Below are 14,725 nucleotides of genomic sequence, written 5' to 3'. Positions count from 1 at the left end.
CAATGGGTGGGAATCACTTACAGAAATGTAAACCGGCGTTAAAATTTAGCGACCGCCGCGATCAGGCGTCGACCGTCCCCTCGTCGCGCTCGGCCTGCTGCCGCGCCCACATGTCGGCATAGAGCCCGCGCATGCCGAGCAACTGGTCGTGCGTTCCGGTCTCGGCGACCCGTCCGCGTTCGAGCACGATGATGCGGTCGGCGTTCGTCACCGTCGACAGGCGGTGCGCGATCACCAGCGTCGTGCGCCGCGCCGCGATGCGGTCAAGCGTCGACTGGATCGCCGCTTCGGTGCGGCTGTCGAGCGCGCTCGTCGCTTCGTCCAAAATCAGCAACGGCGGATTCTTGAGCAGCGTGCGCGCGATCGCGACGCGCTGCTTCTCGCCGCCCGACAGCTTGAGCCCGCGCTCGCCGACCTCGGTCTCATGGCCCTGCGGGAGCAGCGCGATGAAGCTGTCGATCGCCGCGCCCTCGGCCGCCGCCGCGATCTCCCCGGCGCTCGCGCCTTCGCGGCCATAGGCGATATTGTAACCGATCGAATCGTTGAACAGCACCGTATCCTGCGGAACGATGCCGATTTCGGCGCGCAGGCTTTTCTGGGTGACCTGCGATATATCCTGATCGTCGATCAATATCCGCCCGCGCTGCGGATCATAGAAACGGAACAGCAGCCGCGCGATCGTCGACTTGCCCGCACCCGACGGCCCGACGATCGCCAGCGTCTCGCCCGCGCCGACCGCGAAGCTCACGCCGTTCAGGATCGTGCGGTCGGGCTCATAGCCGAAGACGACATTCTCGAACGCCACCGCGCCGCCGTTCACCACCAGCGGCCACGCATCCGGTGCGTCGGCGATCTCGGGCGGGGTGTCGATCAGGCGGAACATTGCCTCCATGTCGATCAGCCCCTGACGGATCACGCGATAGACCATGCCGAGCATGTCGAGCGGGCGGAAGAGCTGCGCGAGCAAAGTGTTCACCAACACCACGTCGCCGACCTTATATTCGCCGGTCGACCAGCCCCACACCGTATAGGCCATTGCCCCCGCAAGCGCGGCGTTGGTGATCAGGCTCTGCCCGATGTTGAGCCACGCGAGGCTGTTCTCGCTCTTGACCGCGGCACGCGCATATTGGTCGGCGACGTCGCGGTAACGCGCTTCCTCGCGTTCCTCGGCGCCGAAATATTTGACCGTCTCGTAGTTGAGCAGGCTGTCGACGCTGCGCCCGATCGTCAGCGTGTCGAGGTCGTTCATCCGCGTTCTGAGCGCATTGCGCCAGTCGGTCACCTTGCGTGTGAAGACGATGTAGACGACGACCATCAGCGCGGTCGCGCTCGCGAGGCCGAAGCTGAACTTGGTCCAGAAGATGATCAGCACCGCGGCGAGTTCGACGATCGTCGGCGCGATGTTGAAGAGCAGGAAATAGAGCATCGTGTCGATGCTCTTGGTGCCGCGCTCGATCACCTTGGTTACCTCGCCCGTCCGCCGCGCGAGGTGGAAGCGCAGGCTCAGCGCGTGGAGATGGCTGAAGGTGCCGATCGCGAGTTCGCGCGTCGCATCCTGCCCGACGCGCTCGAACACCACGTTGCGGAGGTTGTCGAACAGCACCCCGGCAAAGCGCGCGCCGGCATAGGCGAGCACCAGCCCGATCGCGAGCGCGACGCCTTCCTCCATCCCCGGCGCCATGCGGTCGATCGCGGCGCCGTAGAGGAAACCCATCGACAGCTGCACGCCCTTCGACGCGAGCACGATGAGCCCGGCAAGGAGGATGCGGACCTTCGCCTCGGTCTGGCCTGCGGGCCACAGATAGGGGAGAAAGCGCCGCAGCGTCGCAAGGACGGGCGGTTCGCGGCTGGCGTCGGCGGAGGTTGCGGTATCGGGGGGCATGGACGCCCCATGTAGGGGCGTAAGGCCGCCGCGCCAACTCCCTCGTCTAGCGCGATTCGCGATAGCCCGCGTGGCGGATGATGCGATCGATCAGGCGCCGCTCTTCGGATGTCGGCGTCGGCACGATCGCCGCGGGCGGTTCCTGGCGGCGGCCGAACAGCGGGCGCCGGGGTGGGACGATGGGGGAAAAGCGCATGGGGGCTGCTTTCAAAATGCACGGCGTCGCCCCCCGGCACCGCTATGATCTGGTCCCTGCAGCCATGGTGAAACCGCATGGTTGCGGCCCGGTAAAGCGGGGTGGTTACTGCTTTCTTTCCGGTACCGTGAAGGTGCCGGTGACGCGCCCGCCGGTGCCGCCCTGCACCGGATTGCCGTCGGGCCCGCGCGCTGCGCCGCGCCCGTCAACCGTCGCGCGGCCGCTGTTCAGATCGATGACGAGCCGCCCGCCGCGCAGATTGTTGCCGCGCTGGCGAAGTTCGACATTGCCCACCATCGTGATCAGGCGCCGGTCGAGGTCATAGATGGCGACATTGCCCTTCGCCATCTCGTCGCCCTTAACCACCGTCACCCCGCCGGTCGCGTCGAGCCGGTTGACGTCGGTGCCCCCCGCGCGCGTATAAGCGACGGTCATCCGCGGCGCGGTGACCGTCAGCCCCGCCTGCGTCACGCGGACATTGCCCGCCAGTACGACGCGGTCGGCGCGGTCCTGCACCTCGATGCTGCCCGCCGCGAAATCGACCGGGGCGTTGCTGTTGTGATTGGCGAGCGCCTGCGCTTGCGCGGCGTCACCGCCGCCGGCCGACAGGAGCGCCAGGCTGGTCAGCGCGAAGCCCACACCCGCAAGCGCCATACTCCTCAGGGTCCAAAGCCGGTTCATTTGAGCACTCCCTGATTGATCCTGAGCCGTGCATTGCCTTCGAGGCGCACGATCCGCTTGTCGAGGTCGGCCGACAGCCGATTGGCCGAAAAGCGGCCGATGTTCAATGTGCCCTCGACGCCGCCTTGGCCGGAGAGCGTGCGCGTGTTGAGGTCGACCGCGACATTGCTCGCGTCGATGCTATAGCCGTTCGCGCTCTTGACCTGCACCGTTCCCGGCACCGCGACCTTTTCGGTCTCCATATTATAGGCGCCGTTCTTCGCGACGATCGTCGCGGGGCCGTCGACGAGCTTGATCGCGCCCGACAGGTCGGTCATCCGCACGATCGGCTCGGCCGAGCTTTTCTGCACCGCGCTGCCCGCGAGCAGTGCGAAGGGCTGCCCCTTGGCATCCTGGCCGCGATATTCGGCGCGCGTCACCTTCATCCGCTCGCTCGCCATCTCGACCTTGTCCTTGGCGAGCAGAAAGCTGATCTCCGCGCGCTGGGTGAAGGGCGAGAAGACGAGCACCGCCGCGACGACGCCGATGACGAGCGGCAGCCCGAAGCGCAGGATGCGCACGACGCGGTCGTGGCTCGACCCGCTCGCCGCCCACATGCGGCGCATCGTGCGATCAAGATCGGCGCGTTCGGACATGGGCGGAGCCTCCCGGACCTTCAGCTATGCGCGAAAATATCGACTTCGGGCCAGCCCGCAAGGTCGAGCGCGGCGCGCGTCGGCAGGAAATCGAAACAGGCCTGCGCGAGGGCGGTGCGCCCCTCGCGCGCCAGCCGCACGTCGAGAATCGCCTTCATCGCGTGCAGGAAGCGCACGTCGCTCGCGGCATAGTCGCGCTGCGCGTCGCTGAGCTCCGCAGCGCCCCAGTCGCTCGACTGCTGCTGCTTCGACACCTCCTGGCCGAGCAGTTCGCGCACCAGTTCCTTGAGCCCGTGGCGGTCGGTGTAGGTGCGCACGAGCTTCGAGGCGATCTTGGTGCAATAGACCGGCGCGGTCACCACGCCGAGCGCCTGCTGCAGCGCCGCGATGTCGAAACGCGCGAAATGGAACAGCTTCAAACGCGCGGGATCGGTCAGGATCGCCTTCAGCACCGGCGCGTCATAGGCGCTGCCGGGGTTGAAGCGCACCAGATGCTCGTCGCCCGACCCGTCGCTGATCTGGACGAGGCACAATCGGTCGCGCAGCGGGTTCAAACCCATCGTCTCGGTATCGATCGCGACCGGGCCCGGGCGCAGCACGCCCTCGGGCAGATCTTCTTCGTGGAAATAGACAGTCATAGGGCCGCCTTAGGCCAAGCGGCCCTGCCGCTCAATGGCTGGTTTTCGGGCCCGCCGCCGGGCTACGCAAGCCCGCGGCAAAGCGTGCAATATTCGGCACCGTCTTTCTGAAATTTTCTGTTCGCAGCCTGTGGATAATTAGGCTATATCTTGCGCTCTTGGTGGCATGGGGCGAGTCCGTGCCCGTGGTGAACTGCGTCCCCGTCCGGCGCAAGGAGCCGGTTGAATGGGGTGTGGACGACCGAAAGCGACTACTAAGCAATGAGTTTCAACAAGGATCGCCGTGGCCATCGGGGACGCGGCAAGCGCGATGATTTCGGCAATTTCGACAGCTTCGAACCGGCTCCCTACGGCGGCGACAGCTACGGCGGCGGTCGTGGCGGTTTCGGCGATCGTGATCGCGGCGGCTTCGGCGGCGGCGATCGTGGTGGCGGCGGCTTTGGCGGCGGCGACCGTGGCGGCTTCGGCGGTGGCGATCGCGGCGGCGGCGGTTTCGGCGGCGGACGCGGCGGCGGCATGCCGGCGCAGGTCGTCGGCGAGGGCCAGGGCACGGTGAAGTTCTTCAACGCATCGAAGGGCTTCGGCTTCGTCGCCCGCGACGATGGCGGCGAAGATGTGTTCGTCCACATCAGCGCGGTCGAACAGGCGGGCCTTCAGGGCCTCGCTTCGGGTCAGCCGCTTGGCTTCACGCTCGTCGAGCGCAACGGCAAGGTATCGGCGATCGACCTCAAGATCGAGGGTGAACCGATGCCGGTCGAGGAATTCGCCCCGCGTCGCGACGACCGCGGCGGTGACCGTCCGGGCGGCGCCCGCGGGCGTCGCCAGCTGACCGGTGAGCGCACCTCGGGCACCGTCAAATTCTTCAACACGACGAAAGGCTTCGGCTTTATCGCGCGCGACGACGGACAGGCCGACGCCTTCGTCCATATCAGCGCGGTGCAGCGCGCCGGCATGGCGGGCCTCGACGAAGGCGACCGCGTCGCTTTCGACATCGAAGTCGACGACCGCGGCAAGTTCGCGGCGGTGAACATCCAGCCGCATCAGGACTGATCGGCAGGACAGGCAAACGGAAAGGGCGGCCAAGGGGCCGCCCTTTTTGTTTGGAACGCAGGATTGCGCACGGCCGAGAACGGCCTTCAGTCGCCATCCCTTATTTCTTCATTCCAAAGCCCACGGTCGACGTGGGCCGTACATTCGACAGGCACCTTGACGCCTCGCGCCGGCCGCAGCATCCTCTGTCATCATGCCGCGGCTCTACACCAGCTTCGCCGAATTCTGGCCCTTTTACCTGCGCGAGCACAGCAAGGCGTCGACGCGCGCGCTGCATTATGTCGGGACGAGCCTCGTGGTGCTGATCGCGGTCGCGGCCGTGGCGAGCGGCCGCTGGGGCTGGCTCGTCGCGCTGCCGATCGCGGGCTATTTCTTCGCGTGGGTCGCGCACTTCGGGGTCGAGAAGAATCGTCCCGCGACCTTCACCTATCCGCTGTGGAGCCTCGCAGCCGATTTCAAGATGTGGGCGATGTGGCTCAGGGGGAGGCTCGGACCCGAACTCGACCGGGCGGGCGTGTCGCGGGAAAAACGATCAGACTGAACGAAAGCTCCGGCTGGCGATTGTTGCGAATCATTCTTAACTTGGACGGGTTCACCGCTGCTGGAGACGGGCCATGCCCACCGACCTGTTCAAGACCCTCACCTATCTCTCGATCCATCTGACGATCGGGTTCAGCGTCGCCTATGTGATGACGGGATCTGTCGCGCTCGCCGGCGGGATCGCGATCATCGAGCCGTGCATCAACGCTGTCGCCTTCTTCTTTCACGAAAAGGCGTGGCAGCGCGTGGGCGCGGGGCGTAAGCTGCTCGCCGTCTGAGGCTTCCCGAGTCCCGGGCGCCTTTTCCGTTTCGCACTCCCGATCGAACGCCCCGATCCAACTCCAGGAGAAATCGCATGACCGTCAATCGCGCATCGGCCCGCTACGAAGGTTTCGGCAAGGAGGGCAAGGGATCGATCACGACCAAGTCGGGAGTGCTCGACAAACAACCCTATGGCTTCGGTACGCGCTTCGAGGGGCAGCCCGGGACCAATCCCGAGGAATTGATCGCCGCGGCGCATGCCGCCTGCTTCACCATGGCGCTGTCGTTCGGTCTCGCGCGCGCGGGCTATTCGGGCGATACGCTCGAGACGAGTGCCGCGGTGACGCTCGAACAGCAGGACGGCGGCTTCACGATCACCAGGTCGGCGCTGACGCTGACGGGCAAGGTGCCGGGGATCGACGCCGACGAATTCGCGAAGATCGCCGAGGAGGCCGAGAAGAATTGCCCGGTGTCGAAGCTGCTCGACTGCGAGATCACGCTCGAACACAGCCTCGAAAGCTAAGCCGCATAGCGCAGCGGCGGCGGCAGCGCGTCGTCCATGAAGTCGAAGGCGCCCTGCACGGGCGCGGGAAGCCGCCAGCGTTGCAGGAGGCGGTGGCGGCTGTGGCCGACATGGCTTTCGATCAGGACGAGCTCGCGCGGCGTCCAGTTCCACGCGACCGGCACCGGGTCGAATACATGTTTGCCATAGCCGAGCGTGATATGCGGGCGGAGCCCCGACTGGCGATACCAGGGCGTGATCCCGTGCGGCGCGAGCCCTGCGACGAGGTCGTCGTAAAGTTGGCGAATCGCGGCGGTGCTCCCGACCGTCACCAATTCGGCGCCGGCATCCCGGCTGACGATCCGGCCAAAGGGAATCGAAGCGGCGGCGGGCAGGCCGGCTTCGAATGCACCGGCGACGCGTTGCCGCAGGAAGGGGTGCGGCACCGACGTCTCGTCGATCGTGCAGAGGGTGAGATGATAGTTTTGCGGCTTCAGCCCTGCGAACAGATCGCCCGAAACGGGCGGCAATTGACGCGCGAGCCAGCCGGCGCGGTCGGCGGCAAGCTGAAAGCCAAGGAAGTATCGGAACATCGGGTCCATCGTCCATTCCTCCGAATCGGATCAATGTTCCCATTATGTTCTCACTTGCCGCAGGAGTCGAATCCTTCCGCTAATCGCCTTCGACGGGCATGCGTGTGACGTGGATGTAGCTTGCCTGCCAGCTGTCGCCATGGCGACGGAAGATGTCGGTAAAGCGTATGCGGACGCGAAAGGGCTTGCCCGCCGACCGGCCCGACAGGATCGTCTCGGCGCTCGCGAGGCCGGCATCCTTGCCGAGCGGCAGCACCACCCGGTCCTTCAGCGTCACCGGGTCATAATCGTCGTCGGGGCCGGTCCAGCCATCGATGAAGAAGGCCTTGCCATAGCGCTTGCCGCTGCCGTCGATGAACACGAGGTCGTCGGCGACCATGCGGTCGAGCGCGGCGCGATCCTGCGCGATCTGCGCCGCGTCGAAGGCGTCGGCAAAGGCTGTGAGGCCGGCGAGGTCGCCCTGCGGCGCCTCGGCGGTTGCCGCCGACGCGCCGGCGAACAGGGCCACGGCCACAAGCGGAGCCCGGAAAAAAGGAGTCTTCATCCCGCTATCATCCCTGCCGGCGGCCTCCCGGTCAATCGTCCTCGGCCCTGCCCGATCCGATTTCGCGTTCGGGCGGCGACATTCGTGCTTGATCTCAACCGCGGTTGAGCTTTCATAAGGCGGGCAGATGATTTGCGAACGGAGCCTTTGACCATGTTGCACTATCCCGCTGCCCCTACCGATCCGGCCGATGGCGACGATGCGTCGCCGGACGCGGCCGATGCGTTCCTGCCGCGCTATTTCGCGCGCATCGGTTATAGCGGCGCCGCGGCGCCGACGCTGGAGGTGCTCGCCGCGCTCCAGGCCGCGCATATCGCCGGCATCCCGTTCGAGGCGATCGACGCGCTGACCGGCGCCGGGATTGATATTGGCGCCGACGCGATCGACGCGAAGCTGATCGGCCAGCGGCGCGGCGGATATTGCTTCGAGCAGAACGGCCTGTTCCTCCGCGTCCTGCAGGCGATCGGCTTCGCGGCCGAGGGGCTGATCGGACGGGTGCGCTGGATGCTGCCCGATGATGCGCCGCCGACGCCGCGCACGCACATGGTCGTGCGCGTGACGATCGAAGGGCGGCCGTGGCTCACCGACGTCGGTTTCGGCGCCGCGGTACCGCCGCAGCCGCTGGCGATGGACCGCGAGGAGGCACAGCCGACGCGGCACGAAAGCTATCGCGTCGTTCGGCATCGCGACGAATGGCAGGTCGCGGCGCTGATCGAGAGTGAATGGCGGACGCTCTACCGGATCGAGAATGCGGCGCCGCCGGCGATCGATTACGAGCTGGGCAATTGGTACACCTCGGCGCATCCCGAATCGCATTTCCGCCATCAGCTGATCGCAGCACGGACGACGGCCGAGGCGCGTTACGGGCTGCGCGACAACCGGCTGACGACGCGGCTGATCGACGGGCGGTCCGACCGGCGCTACCTGACCGCCGACGAGATCGAGCGCGCGCTGTCGGAGATTTTCCTGTTGCCCGTGCGGCCGCACTGGCGCGGCGCGATCGAGCGTGCGGCGACGGCGGAGATCGTCGGCTAGGACCAATCGATGCCCGCGGCTTGACTCGCCGCCGCCATGGCTTTCTCATGCTCCGACACAGAATTGCAGGAGCGAAAGCCATGACCCTTATCGCATCGCAGCGGGTTTTCGAGCGGCTGAAGGTCGCACCTCTGACGCCGTCGATCGGCGCCGAAATCTCGGGCATCGACCTCGGCCGCGAACAGGACGACGCGACGATCGCCGAAATCCGTGCCGCGCTGCTCGCCTACAAGGTCGTCTTCTTTCGCGACCAGTCGATGACTCCCGAGCAGCATATCGCCTTTGGGCGGCGCTTCGGCCCACTCGAAATCCACCCCGCGACGCCGCAGGATCAGCCGAACCGCGAGGTTCTGCACATCGCGCACGGGCCCGAGTCGCGCGGGCGCGAGAATTTCTGGCATTCGGACGTCACCTGGCGCGCCGAGCCGTCGCTGGGGTCGATCCTGCGCGCGATCGAGGTGCCCGAGGTCGGCGGCGACACGCTGTTCGCCGATATGGCGGCGGCGTTTCGCGGCCTGTCGCCCGCGATGCAGGACTGGTGCCGCTCGCTGAGCGCGGTGCACGACATCGCGCGCGTCTTCGCCAAAAGGCTGGGCAAGAGCGCGCACGAATTGCACGAACAATATCCGCCGCAGCTCCACCCCGTGGTCCGCACCCATCCCGAGACGGGCGAACAGGCGCTCTACGTCAACACCGCGTTCACGAGCCATATCGAGGGATTGTCGGCAAAGGAGAGCGAATGGCTGCTCGCGCATCTCTATGCCCAGGCCGCGGTCCCCGAAATCCAGTGCCGCTTCCGCTGGCGCGCCGGCTCGGTCGTCTTTTGGGATAATCGCGCCGCGCAGCATTATGCGGCGTCGGACTATTTCCCGGCGGTGCGGCGGATGGAGCGCGTGACGATCGCGGGCGACCGGCCCTTCTATCGCGACGAACGCTAAAGATCCCCGCGATGAGCGACAAGAAGGTCGTGCTGCTGTCGGGCGGCAATCCGCAGATCGCCAAAGCCTATGGCGACGCGCCGGTGCAGGCCTATATCGCCGCGATGCCGGGGTGGAAGTCGGCCGCCTGGGCGCGGCTCGACAGACTGATCGAAAAGACGGTTCCCGGCGTCGCGAAGGCGGTCAAATGGAACTCGCCCTTCTATGGCGCGCCGGGACAGGGTGAGGCGCCGACGCACTGGTTCCTCAGCATCCATTGCTTCGACAAATATATCAAGGTTGCTTTCTTTCGCGGCCAGTCGCTCGATCCGGTGCCGCCGGTTGCGTCGAAAAGCGGCGACACGCGCTATTTCCATATCCATGAAGACGATCGGGTCGACGAAGCGGCGTTCGCCGGCTGGGTGAAACAGGCCGCGGCGCTGCCCGGCGAGAAGATGTGAGGACGAGGCTATGGCGGCGGAGCAGATCGATGCGAAGATTGCGGGGCTCGGCGATTGGCGCGGCGACACGCTGGCGAGGCTGCGCGCGCTGATCCACGCCGCCGATCCCGAGGTCGAAGAATCGGTGAAGTGGCAGAAGCCGTCGAACCCGGCGGGGGTCCCGGTGTGGGACCATGCGGGCATCCTCTGCACGGGCGAGACGTACAAGGACAAGGTCAAGCTGACCTTTGCGAAGGGCGCGGCGCTCGCCGATCCGAAGAAGCTGTTCAATTCGAGCCTCGACGGCAACACGCGGCGCGCGATCGACCTGTTCGAGGGCGATACGATCGACGAGGCGGCGTTCAAGGCGCTGATCCGCGCGGCGGTCGAGGCGAACCTCGAAAAGCCCGCGCGGGTCAAAAAGGCCTAGTCGCAGCCCGTTCCTTCGGCGCGCGCGGCCCAGCCGATCGCGCCGTCGAGCATCTTGAGGTGCATCGGGTCGCGCCACGCCTCGGCCTTGTGACCGAGCGCCGAATAGAAGATGCGCGCACGGCCTTCGCAGCGCCACCAGATGAGCGCGTGGCCGCCCCCCATCCGGTATCGGGGTTCGAGCCGCAGCGTCGCCTCGTCGAGCGATGCGAGAATATGCGCGTCGGCGGCGGGCGGGGCGTCCCAGCTGTAATATTCGTCGGTCCAGCGCCAGCGCGCGGGCAGGTGCCGCGTCGCGGGATGGCTGCGATCGACGATGACCAAGTCGGCCGCCTGGAACTGGTCGGCGCCCCCCGGATGGCCGGTGAAACGGCCGCCCCCGCGCAGCTTCACGAACCAGTCGGGGTGACTGCCGTCGCCCGCGCTGTGGAGGCCGACAAAGCCGCCGCCGCCGGCGATCCACGCCTGGAAGGCTTTGCGCTGGTCGGAGGTGTAGATGTCGCCGCTAGCGTTCGCGAAGACGATGACGTCGAATTTGGCGAGGTCGCGGGCGTTGAAGACGGCGGCATTTTCGGTCGCGAAGCTGTACCAGCCGCGCGCCTTCACCAGCGCCTCGATCGCGGGCACCGCCGCCGCGATGCTGTCGTGGCGATAGCCGTTGGTCTTGCTGACGATCAGCACCGCCGGACGGGTGAGCGCGGGCAGTTCGGGCGGGACGCGGTCGAAGGTAGGCGCGGGGCGCCGCGGATCGGGCGCCGCCTGTGCGGCGCCGAGCGTCAGCAGCAGCGCGGCGGCGGCGAGCTTGGCGGCGGTGATCATTCAGCCTCTCCCCACAACATCGGGCGGAGGCTAATGACACCGGTGAACCTTCGCAAGCCGCCGTCGCGTCGCGCTACTCAGCGACAGCGCACCTCGTCGTTGCCGCTGCGTTCGATCGCGCGCCCGGCAACCGCGCCGCCGACCGCGCCGAGCACGGTACCGAGCGTCTTCGAATCGCCCGGTGCGATGACATTGCCCGCGATGCCGCCGATGACGCCGCCGACGATCAGCCCGGTCGAGCCGTCGTTGCGGCGGCAATAATATTTGCCGTCGCGCCCGCGATAGACGCGGTCGTTATTCGACAGGCGGCGCTCGCGGTAACGGCGGTCGTTGCGATAATAATTATCGGCATAATAGCCGTCGTGGCGCGGATCGGGCCGGTCCCAGTCATAGCGGCCATATTGGTCGTAATAGCTGCGGTCGTAATAGCCGTAGCCACCATCGTCATAGCCGCCGCCATAGCCGCCGGTCGAGGCGCAGCCGGCGAGCGCGGTCGCGGCGGCGAGGGGCAGGATCATGAGCTTGTTCATCGACATCACTCCATTCGGATCGCGTGCCGGGCCAAGCGGCGGCATGCGAATGGCCCCTCTGTATGATAGACCCGCGAAGGCGCGGTCCGGTTCCGTCGATTGGCCCCTAGCCGCCCGCGCCCGCCCGGTCGGGCGAGTAAGGCACGGGTTCAAGCGTGCGGTCCGAAATCGCGTCGACGAAGCTGCCGTGCTGCGCGCCCGTCTCCTTCTTGATCGCCGCCCATTCGGGATCGGCCATGAAGGCGGCCCACGCCGCTTTCATCGTGGCGGCGTCGGGCCAGTCGAGCAGATAGACGAACTCGACCTTGCCCTCATGCTCGCTGCGCCAGATCGAGCGCACCGCGAAGCCGTGGCGCGCCATGATGCGCAGCGCGTGATCGCGGAAGCGGTCGTGGAACACGCCTTCGTTGGTCCGCGGGATTTCATAGATGCGGAGTTGCTGCAGCGGCGCGGGCGCGTCGGGTTGCGTGGCAGCGGCGGCGGGCGCCAGCGCGAGCATTGGCGCGAGAAACGCGGCGAGGGTGAAGATGCGGATGGGGGAGGGCATGGGCTATTCTCTCCGTTTCTTTCGGACGAAATATCGCGGCATCAGTCGATGATCACGTCCTTCCCTTCGGCCTTCAGCTTCGCGAGGCCATCCTTCATCGCGGCGAGCACCTCGGGCGCATGCGGCTCCCAGCTTTCGACCTCGCCAATGACGCGGAGCGGGGCGCGGCTGCGGTAGCTGCGCGTCGGGTTGCCGGGGAATTTCTTGTCGGTGAGATTGGGGTCGTCGAACCAGTCGCCGGTCGGCTCGACGATATAGATGCGCTCGCGCCCCGCTCCCGCCGCGAGCTCGCAGCCCCAGATCGCCGATTCGAGCGCGGCCGAGAAATAGATCCACGACAGCGGCTTGTCGGTGCCGTAATTGCTGTTCCAGCCCGCGGCGAGCAGGTCGCCGACGGCGAGGTCGGCGCGCGTGCCGTGGTAGAAGGTCGCGCCCGCATCGGGGCCATGGGGAGCGTCGGTCATCAATATTCGTTGCGTTCGGTTCGCAGCACCGCCTTGCCGTCCTTCCAGTTCACCTCGGCGGCGGGCTCGTCGGCCTTGCCCGGGGCGAAGAGTTCATAGACGATGGTGCCGTCCTCCTGCGTGCTTTCGATGACGCGCGCGGGGGTGAAGGCGTCGTCCGGGGCGGCCGCGGCGGCGCGCACCGGCGCGGGGGCGTCGGCCCAGGCGATGTCGCGCTGCATCTCGACGACGCGAAATGCCTCCGCCTCCTCGATCAGGTCGAGTTCGACCGGGCTGCCGTCGGGGCGCGTTCCCTCGACGTCGTAGAAGAGCTTGCCATCGCGTTCCTTGCGCTCGGCCTCGGCGATTTTCATGCCCGGCACGCGCGCGAGCACGGCATCGCGCACCCCCTGCGGCAAGTCGGCGGCGGCGACGCTACTGATCTCGGCCGCGGGGCCCTCCGCGAGCACCGATTTTTCGGGCGCGGCACTTTCGGGCGCGGCTGGCGCTTCGGCCTTGCCGCACGCCGCGAGGGCCAGCAACGCGCCCGCCATGAGCCCGCCCTTCAGGCAGCTTTGTTTCCGCATCGTCACTCTCCCATATCGACAAGGGACGCCAGCCTATCGGCGACGCATCCTGAAGTCGAGCCGCGCCCCGCTGGCCGAAGTCGGAAGCGGTCATTCGCCTTCGGTGAAAATATACCCCGGGGCGCCTCGACGGCGCGTTAATTGCGTGCGGACCCGAGGACGCCCGCATCGACCATCGGCGGGGCATAGGGGCGAACGGTGCCGGTGAAGATGCCCGCGACGATCGCCGGGTCGGCGGCGAGGATCGCGTCGGCCGCAGCCTGATCGGGCGCGCGCAGCAGGACGAGCCCGCCGTCGGTCCCCACGGGGCCGGCACTCGCGATGCGCCCCGCGCGAAACAGCGCCATCCAGTAATCGAAATGCGGCCGCAGCCCCTGTTCGGCGAAGGGCCGGCCCGGCTTCCACGCCGGGCCGGGGGCGAGGATGAGCGCGAAGAGCGGCTGCGCGGCGGGTGCGGTCGCCGCCGGCTTCTCGGTTTCTGCTTGCGCTGCCGCCGGCGCGGCCAGCGACAGGAGCAGGGCGAAGCGGACCGGAGCCCACGTCATTCGCGGTCGTCCGACGGGTCGAGCCGCACCGTCCACGCCGGATGGCCTTCGGCGCTGCGCTCGATGTCGTGCGAGGGGACCATGTCGTCGCCGGTCTCGATCCAGCCGCGCCCGTCGCATTTGGGGCAGGCGTGGCGGATCGAGCGGTGGCTGACAAGGTCGATCTGGGTGTTCCACTGACCATAGCCGAGGCAGACGGGGCAGAGCGTGTCGAGATCGCCGCTGCGGTGGCGCCGCGAAATGCCGTCGAGCGCGTGCGGGTCGCCGGGGCCGGTGCAGTAAACGATGTTCGAGGGGTGCGACATGGGGCAATCCTTTCGCGCTTTATCCCCGCCCCGGCCGGAGCATCGGGGTCAGCAGCGGCGAGGTTTCGGTGCGGATCTCGCCGATGCTTTCGAAGCCGAAGCGGCGGTAGAGCGGGATGTTGCGCGGGTTCGAGCTTTCGAGCCAGGCGGGGCGGCCGTCGGCGTCAATGCGCGCGATCGCCGCCTCCATCAGCGCAGTGCCGAGCCCGCGGCCGCGATGCGCCGGATCGGCGGCGATCAGCGGCAGATACCAGTGCGGCTCCTTCGGGTGAAAGCGGTCCATCTGTTCGACGAGGTCGTCCATTTCGGCCTTGCGGTGCGGCGGCGTCTGTTCGTCCATGATCGCGGCCATGACCTCGCCGTCGGGCTCGACCCCCGGCGGCAGCCAGGTCGCGACCGCCGCGCCGTCGTCGGCGACGAACGCGGTGCCATGATCGAACGCCGCGCCGCCGAAGGCACCGAAAAATTCGTGGCGGCGGCTCATATAGGTCGCGGCGTCGGGCGAGGCCCAGCGCGCGACCGGGTCGGCGGAGAAGCCGAGCACCAGCGTGTGGAGCAGCCGCGCCTTGTCCGCGGGTTTGCCGATCGTGATCGTCGTCATGGCTA

23 protein-coding genes are annotated in these 14,725 nt (G+C 67.2%); 8 read left to right on the top strand and 15 right to left on the bottom strand.

Annotated elements, in window-relative coordinates; translation table 11 throughout:
- Nucleotides 1-61: 61 nt before the first annotated feature.
- The 5 genes from VFG17_RS03130 to VFG17_RS03110 form a co-directional block, all read right to left on the bottom strand.
- Entirely contained in the window at nt 62-1,882 is a 1,821-nt protein-coding gene (locus VFG17_RS03130) for an ABC transporter ATP-binding protein/permease (RefSeq protein WP_325028000.1), read from the bottom strand.
- A gap of 46 nt (nt 1,883-1,928) precedes the next feature.
- Complete coding sequence (locus tag VFG17_RS03125; RefSeq protein WP_177175844.1) at nt 1,929-2,078, bottom strand: hypothetical protein; 150 nt, start codon at nt 2,076-2,078, stop codon at nt 1,929-1,931.
- 105 nt (nt 2,079-2,183) lie between these two features.
- Nucleotides 2,184-2,759 carry an LptA/OstA family protein gene (locus VFG17_RS03120; protein WP_325027999.1) on the bottom strand — a complete coding sequence of 192 codons (576 nt, stop codon included), beginning with the start codon at nt 2,757-2,759 and terminating at the stop codon, nt 2,184-2,186.
- Nucleotides 2,756-3,394: an LPS export ABC transporter periplasmic protein LptC gene (gene lptC / locus VFG17_RS03115; protein WP_325027998.1), complete on the bottom strand. Its 639-nt coding sequence runs from the start codon at nt 3,392-3,394 to the stop codon at nt 2,756-2,758. Before lptC ends, VFG17_RS03120 begins: the two co-directional genes overlap by 4 nt.
- Nucleotides 3,395-3,414: 20 nt before the next feature.
- A complete protein-coding gene (locus VFG17_RS03110) occupies nt 3,415-4,032 on the bottom strand; it encodes a ribonuclease D (protein ID WP_325027997.1) in 618 nt (205 codons plus the stop codon).
- A 261-nt stretch (nt 4,033-4,293) separates the two neighbouring features.
- Between VFG17_RS03110 and VFG17_RS03105 the strand changes: the two genes are divergently transcribed.
- The 4 genes from VFG17_RS03105 (at nt 4,294) to VFG17_RS03090 (ending at nt 6,406) form a co-directional block, all read left to right on the top strand.
- Nucleotides 4,294-5,082, top strand: coding sequence for a cold-shock protein (locus VFG17_RS03105; RefSeq protein WP_325027996.1), 789 nt, complete (start codon nt 4,294-4,296; stop codon nt 5,080-5,082).
- Between the two features lie 193 nt (nt 5,083-5,275).
- Entirely contained in the window at nt 5,276-5,623 is a 348-nt protein-coding gene (locus VFG17_RS03100; protein ID WP_325027995.1) for a DUF962 domain-containing protein, read from the top strand.
- A gap of 73 nt (nt 5,624-5,696) precedes the next feature.
- Nucleotides 5,697-5,900 (top strand): DUF2061 domain-containing protein, encoded by a 204-nt coding sequence (locus VFG17_RS03095; protein ID WP_325027994.1) that lies wholly within the window; start codon nt 5,697-5,699, stop codon nt 5,898-5,900.
- 77 nt (nt 5,901-5,977) lie between these two features.
- Nucleotides 5,978-6,406 (top strand): OsmC family protein, encoded by a 429-nt coding sequence (locus VFG17_RS03090; RefSeq protein ID WP_325027993.1) that lies wholly within the window; start codon nt 5,978-5,980, stop codon nt 6,404-6,406.
- Here the strand turns inward: VFG17_RS03090 and VFG17_RS03085 are convergent.
- Both VFG17_RS03085 and VFG17_RS03080 read right to left on the bottom strand, forming a co-directional pair.
- Complete coding sequence (locus VFG17_RS03085) at nt 6,403-6,987, bottom strand: hypothetical protein (RefSeq protein ID WP_325027992.1); 585 nt, start codon at nt 6,985-6,987, stop codon at nt 6,403-6,405. The genes VFG17_RS03090 and VFG17_RS03085 overlap by 4 nt on opposite strands.
- A gap of 70 nt (nt 6,988-7,057) precedes the next feature.
- Complete coding sequence (locus tag VFG17_RS03080) at nt 7,058-7,492, bottom strand: nuclear transport factor 2 family protein (RefSeq protein ID WP_325027991.1); 435 nt, start codon at nt 7,490-7,492, stop codon at nt 7,058-7,060.
- Between the two features lie 183 nt (nt 7,493-7,675).
- Here VFG17_RS03080 and VFG17_RS03075 point away from each other — a divergent pair, with 183 nt between their 5' ends.
- The 4 genes from VFG17_RS03075 (at nt 7,676) to VFG17_RS03060 (ending at nt 10,344) form a co-directional block, all read left to right on the top strand.
- Nucleotides 7,676-8,557: an arylamine N-acetyltransferase gene (locus VFG17_RS03075; RefSeq protein ID WP_325027990.1), complete on the top strand. Its 882-nt coding sequence runs from the start codon at nt 7,676-7,678 to the stop codon at nt 8,555-8,557.
- An 80-nt stretch (nt 8,558-8,637) separates the two neighbouring features.
- Complete coding sequence (locus VFG17_RS03070) at nt 8,638-9,495, top strand: TauD/TfdA dioxygenase family protein (protein WP_325027989.1); 858 nt, start codon at nt 8,638-8,640, stop codon at nt 9,493-9,495.
- Nucleotides 9,496-9,506: 11 nt separating this feature from the next.
- Nucleotides 9,507-9,935, top strand: coding sequence for a DUF1801 domain-containing protein (locus VFG17_RS03065; protein WP_325027988.1), 429 nt, complete (start codon nt 9,507-9,509; stop codon nt 9,933-9,935).
- A 10-nt stretch (nt 9,936-9,945) separates the two neighbouring features.
- On the top strand, nt 9,946-10,344 hold the full coding sequence (locus VFG17_RS03060) for a DUF1801 domain-containing protein (RefSeq protein ID WP_325027987.1): 399 nt from the start codon (nt 9,946-9,948) through the stop codon (nt 10,342-10,344).
- Here the strand turns inward: VFG17_RS03060 and VFG17_RS03055 are convergent.
- From VFG17_RS03055 to VFG17_RS03020, 8 genes are all read right to left on the bottom strand, one after another.
- Nucleotides 10,341-11,162: a ThuA domain-containing protein gene (locus VFG17_RS03055; RefSeq protein ID WP_325027986.1), complete on the bottom strand. Its 822-nt coding sequence runs from the start codon at nt 11,160-11,162 to the stop codon at nt 10,341-10,343. The two genes, VFG17_RS03060 and VFG17_RS03055, sit on opposite strands and share 4 nt — an antisense overlap.
- 77 nt (nt 11,163-11,239) lie before the next feature.
- On the bottom strand, nt 11,240-11,692 hold the full coding sequence (locus VFG17_RS03050; RefSeq protein WP_325027985.1) for a glycine zipper 2TM domain-containing protein: 453 nt from the start codon (nt 11,690-11,692) through the stop codon (nt 11,240-11,242).
- Nucleotides 11,693-11,798: 106 nt separating this feature from the next.
- Entirely contained in the window at nt 11,799-12,239 is a 441-nt protein-coding gene (locus VFG17_RS03045) for an NIPSNAP family protein (RefSeq protein ID WP_325027984.1), read from the bottom strand.
- 41 nt (nt 12,240-12,280) lie between these two features.
- A complete protein-coding gene (arr, locus tag VFG17_RS03040; protein ID WP_325027983.1) occupies nt 12,281-12,703 on the bottom strand; it encodes an NAD(+)--rifampin ADP-ribosyltransferase in 423 nt (140 codons plus the stop codon).
- Nucleotides 12,703-13,269, bottom strand: a complete 567-nt coding sequence (locus VFG17_RS03035) for a hypothetical protein (protein ID WP_325027982.1) — start codon at nt 13,267-13,269, stop codon at nt 12,703-12,705. Before VFG17_RS03035 ends, arr begins: the two co-directional genes overlap by 1 nt.
- Before the next feature lie 137 nt (nt 13,270-13,406).
- Nucleotides 13,407-13,814 carry a YciI family protein gene (locus tag VFG17_RS03030; protein ID WP_325027981.1) on the bottom strand — a complete coding sequence of 136 codons (408 nt, stop codon included), beginning with the start codon at nt 13,812-13,814 and terminating at the stop codon, nt 13,407-13,409.
- Nucleotides 13,811-14,119 carry a hypothetical protein gene (locus VFG17_RS03025; RefSeq protein WP_325027980.1) on the bottom strand — a complete coding sequence of 103 codons (309 nt, stop codon included), beginning with the start codon at nt 14,117-14,119 and terminating at the stop codon, nt 13,811-13,813. The genes VFG17_RS03030 and VFG17_RS03025 overlap by 4 nt, the downstream gene beginning before the upstream one ends.
- Before the next feature lie 19 nt (nt 14,120-14,138).
- Entirely contained in the window at nt 14,139-14,720 is a 582-nt protein-coding gene (locus tag VFG17_RS03020; RefSeq protein WP_325027979.1) for an N-acetyltransferase, read from the bottom strand.
- Between the last annotated feature and the right edge of the window lie 5 nt (nt 14,721-14,725).

This window comes from Sphingopyxis sp. (assembly GCF_035686825.1).
Taxonomy (GTDB): Bacteria; Pseudomonadota; Alphaproteobacteria; order Sphingomonadales; family Sphingomonadaceae; genus Sphingopyxis.
Note: the sequence above shows the minus strand (reverse complement) of the source record. Positions and strands in the feature narration are given on the sequence as shown.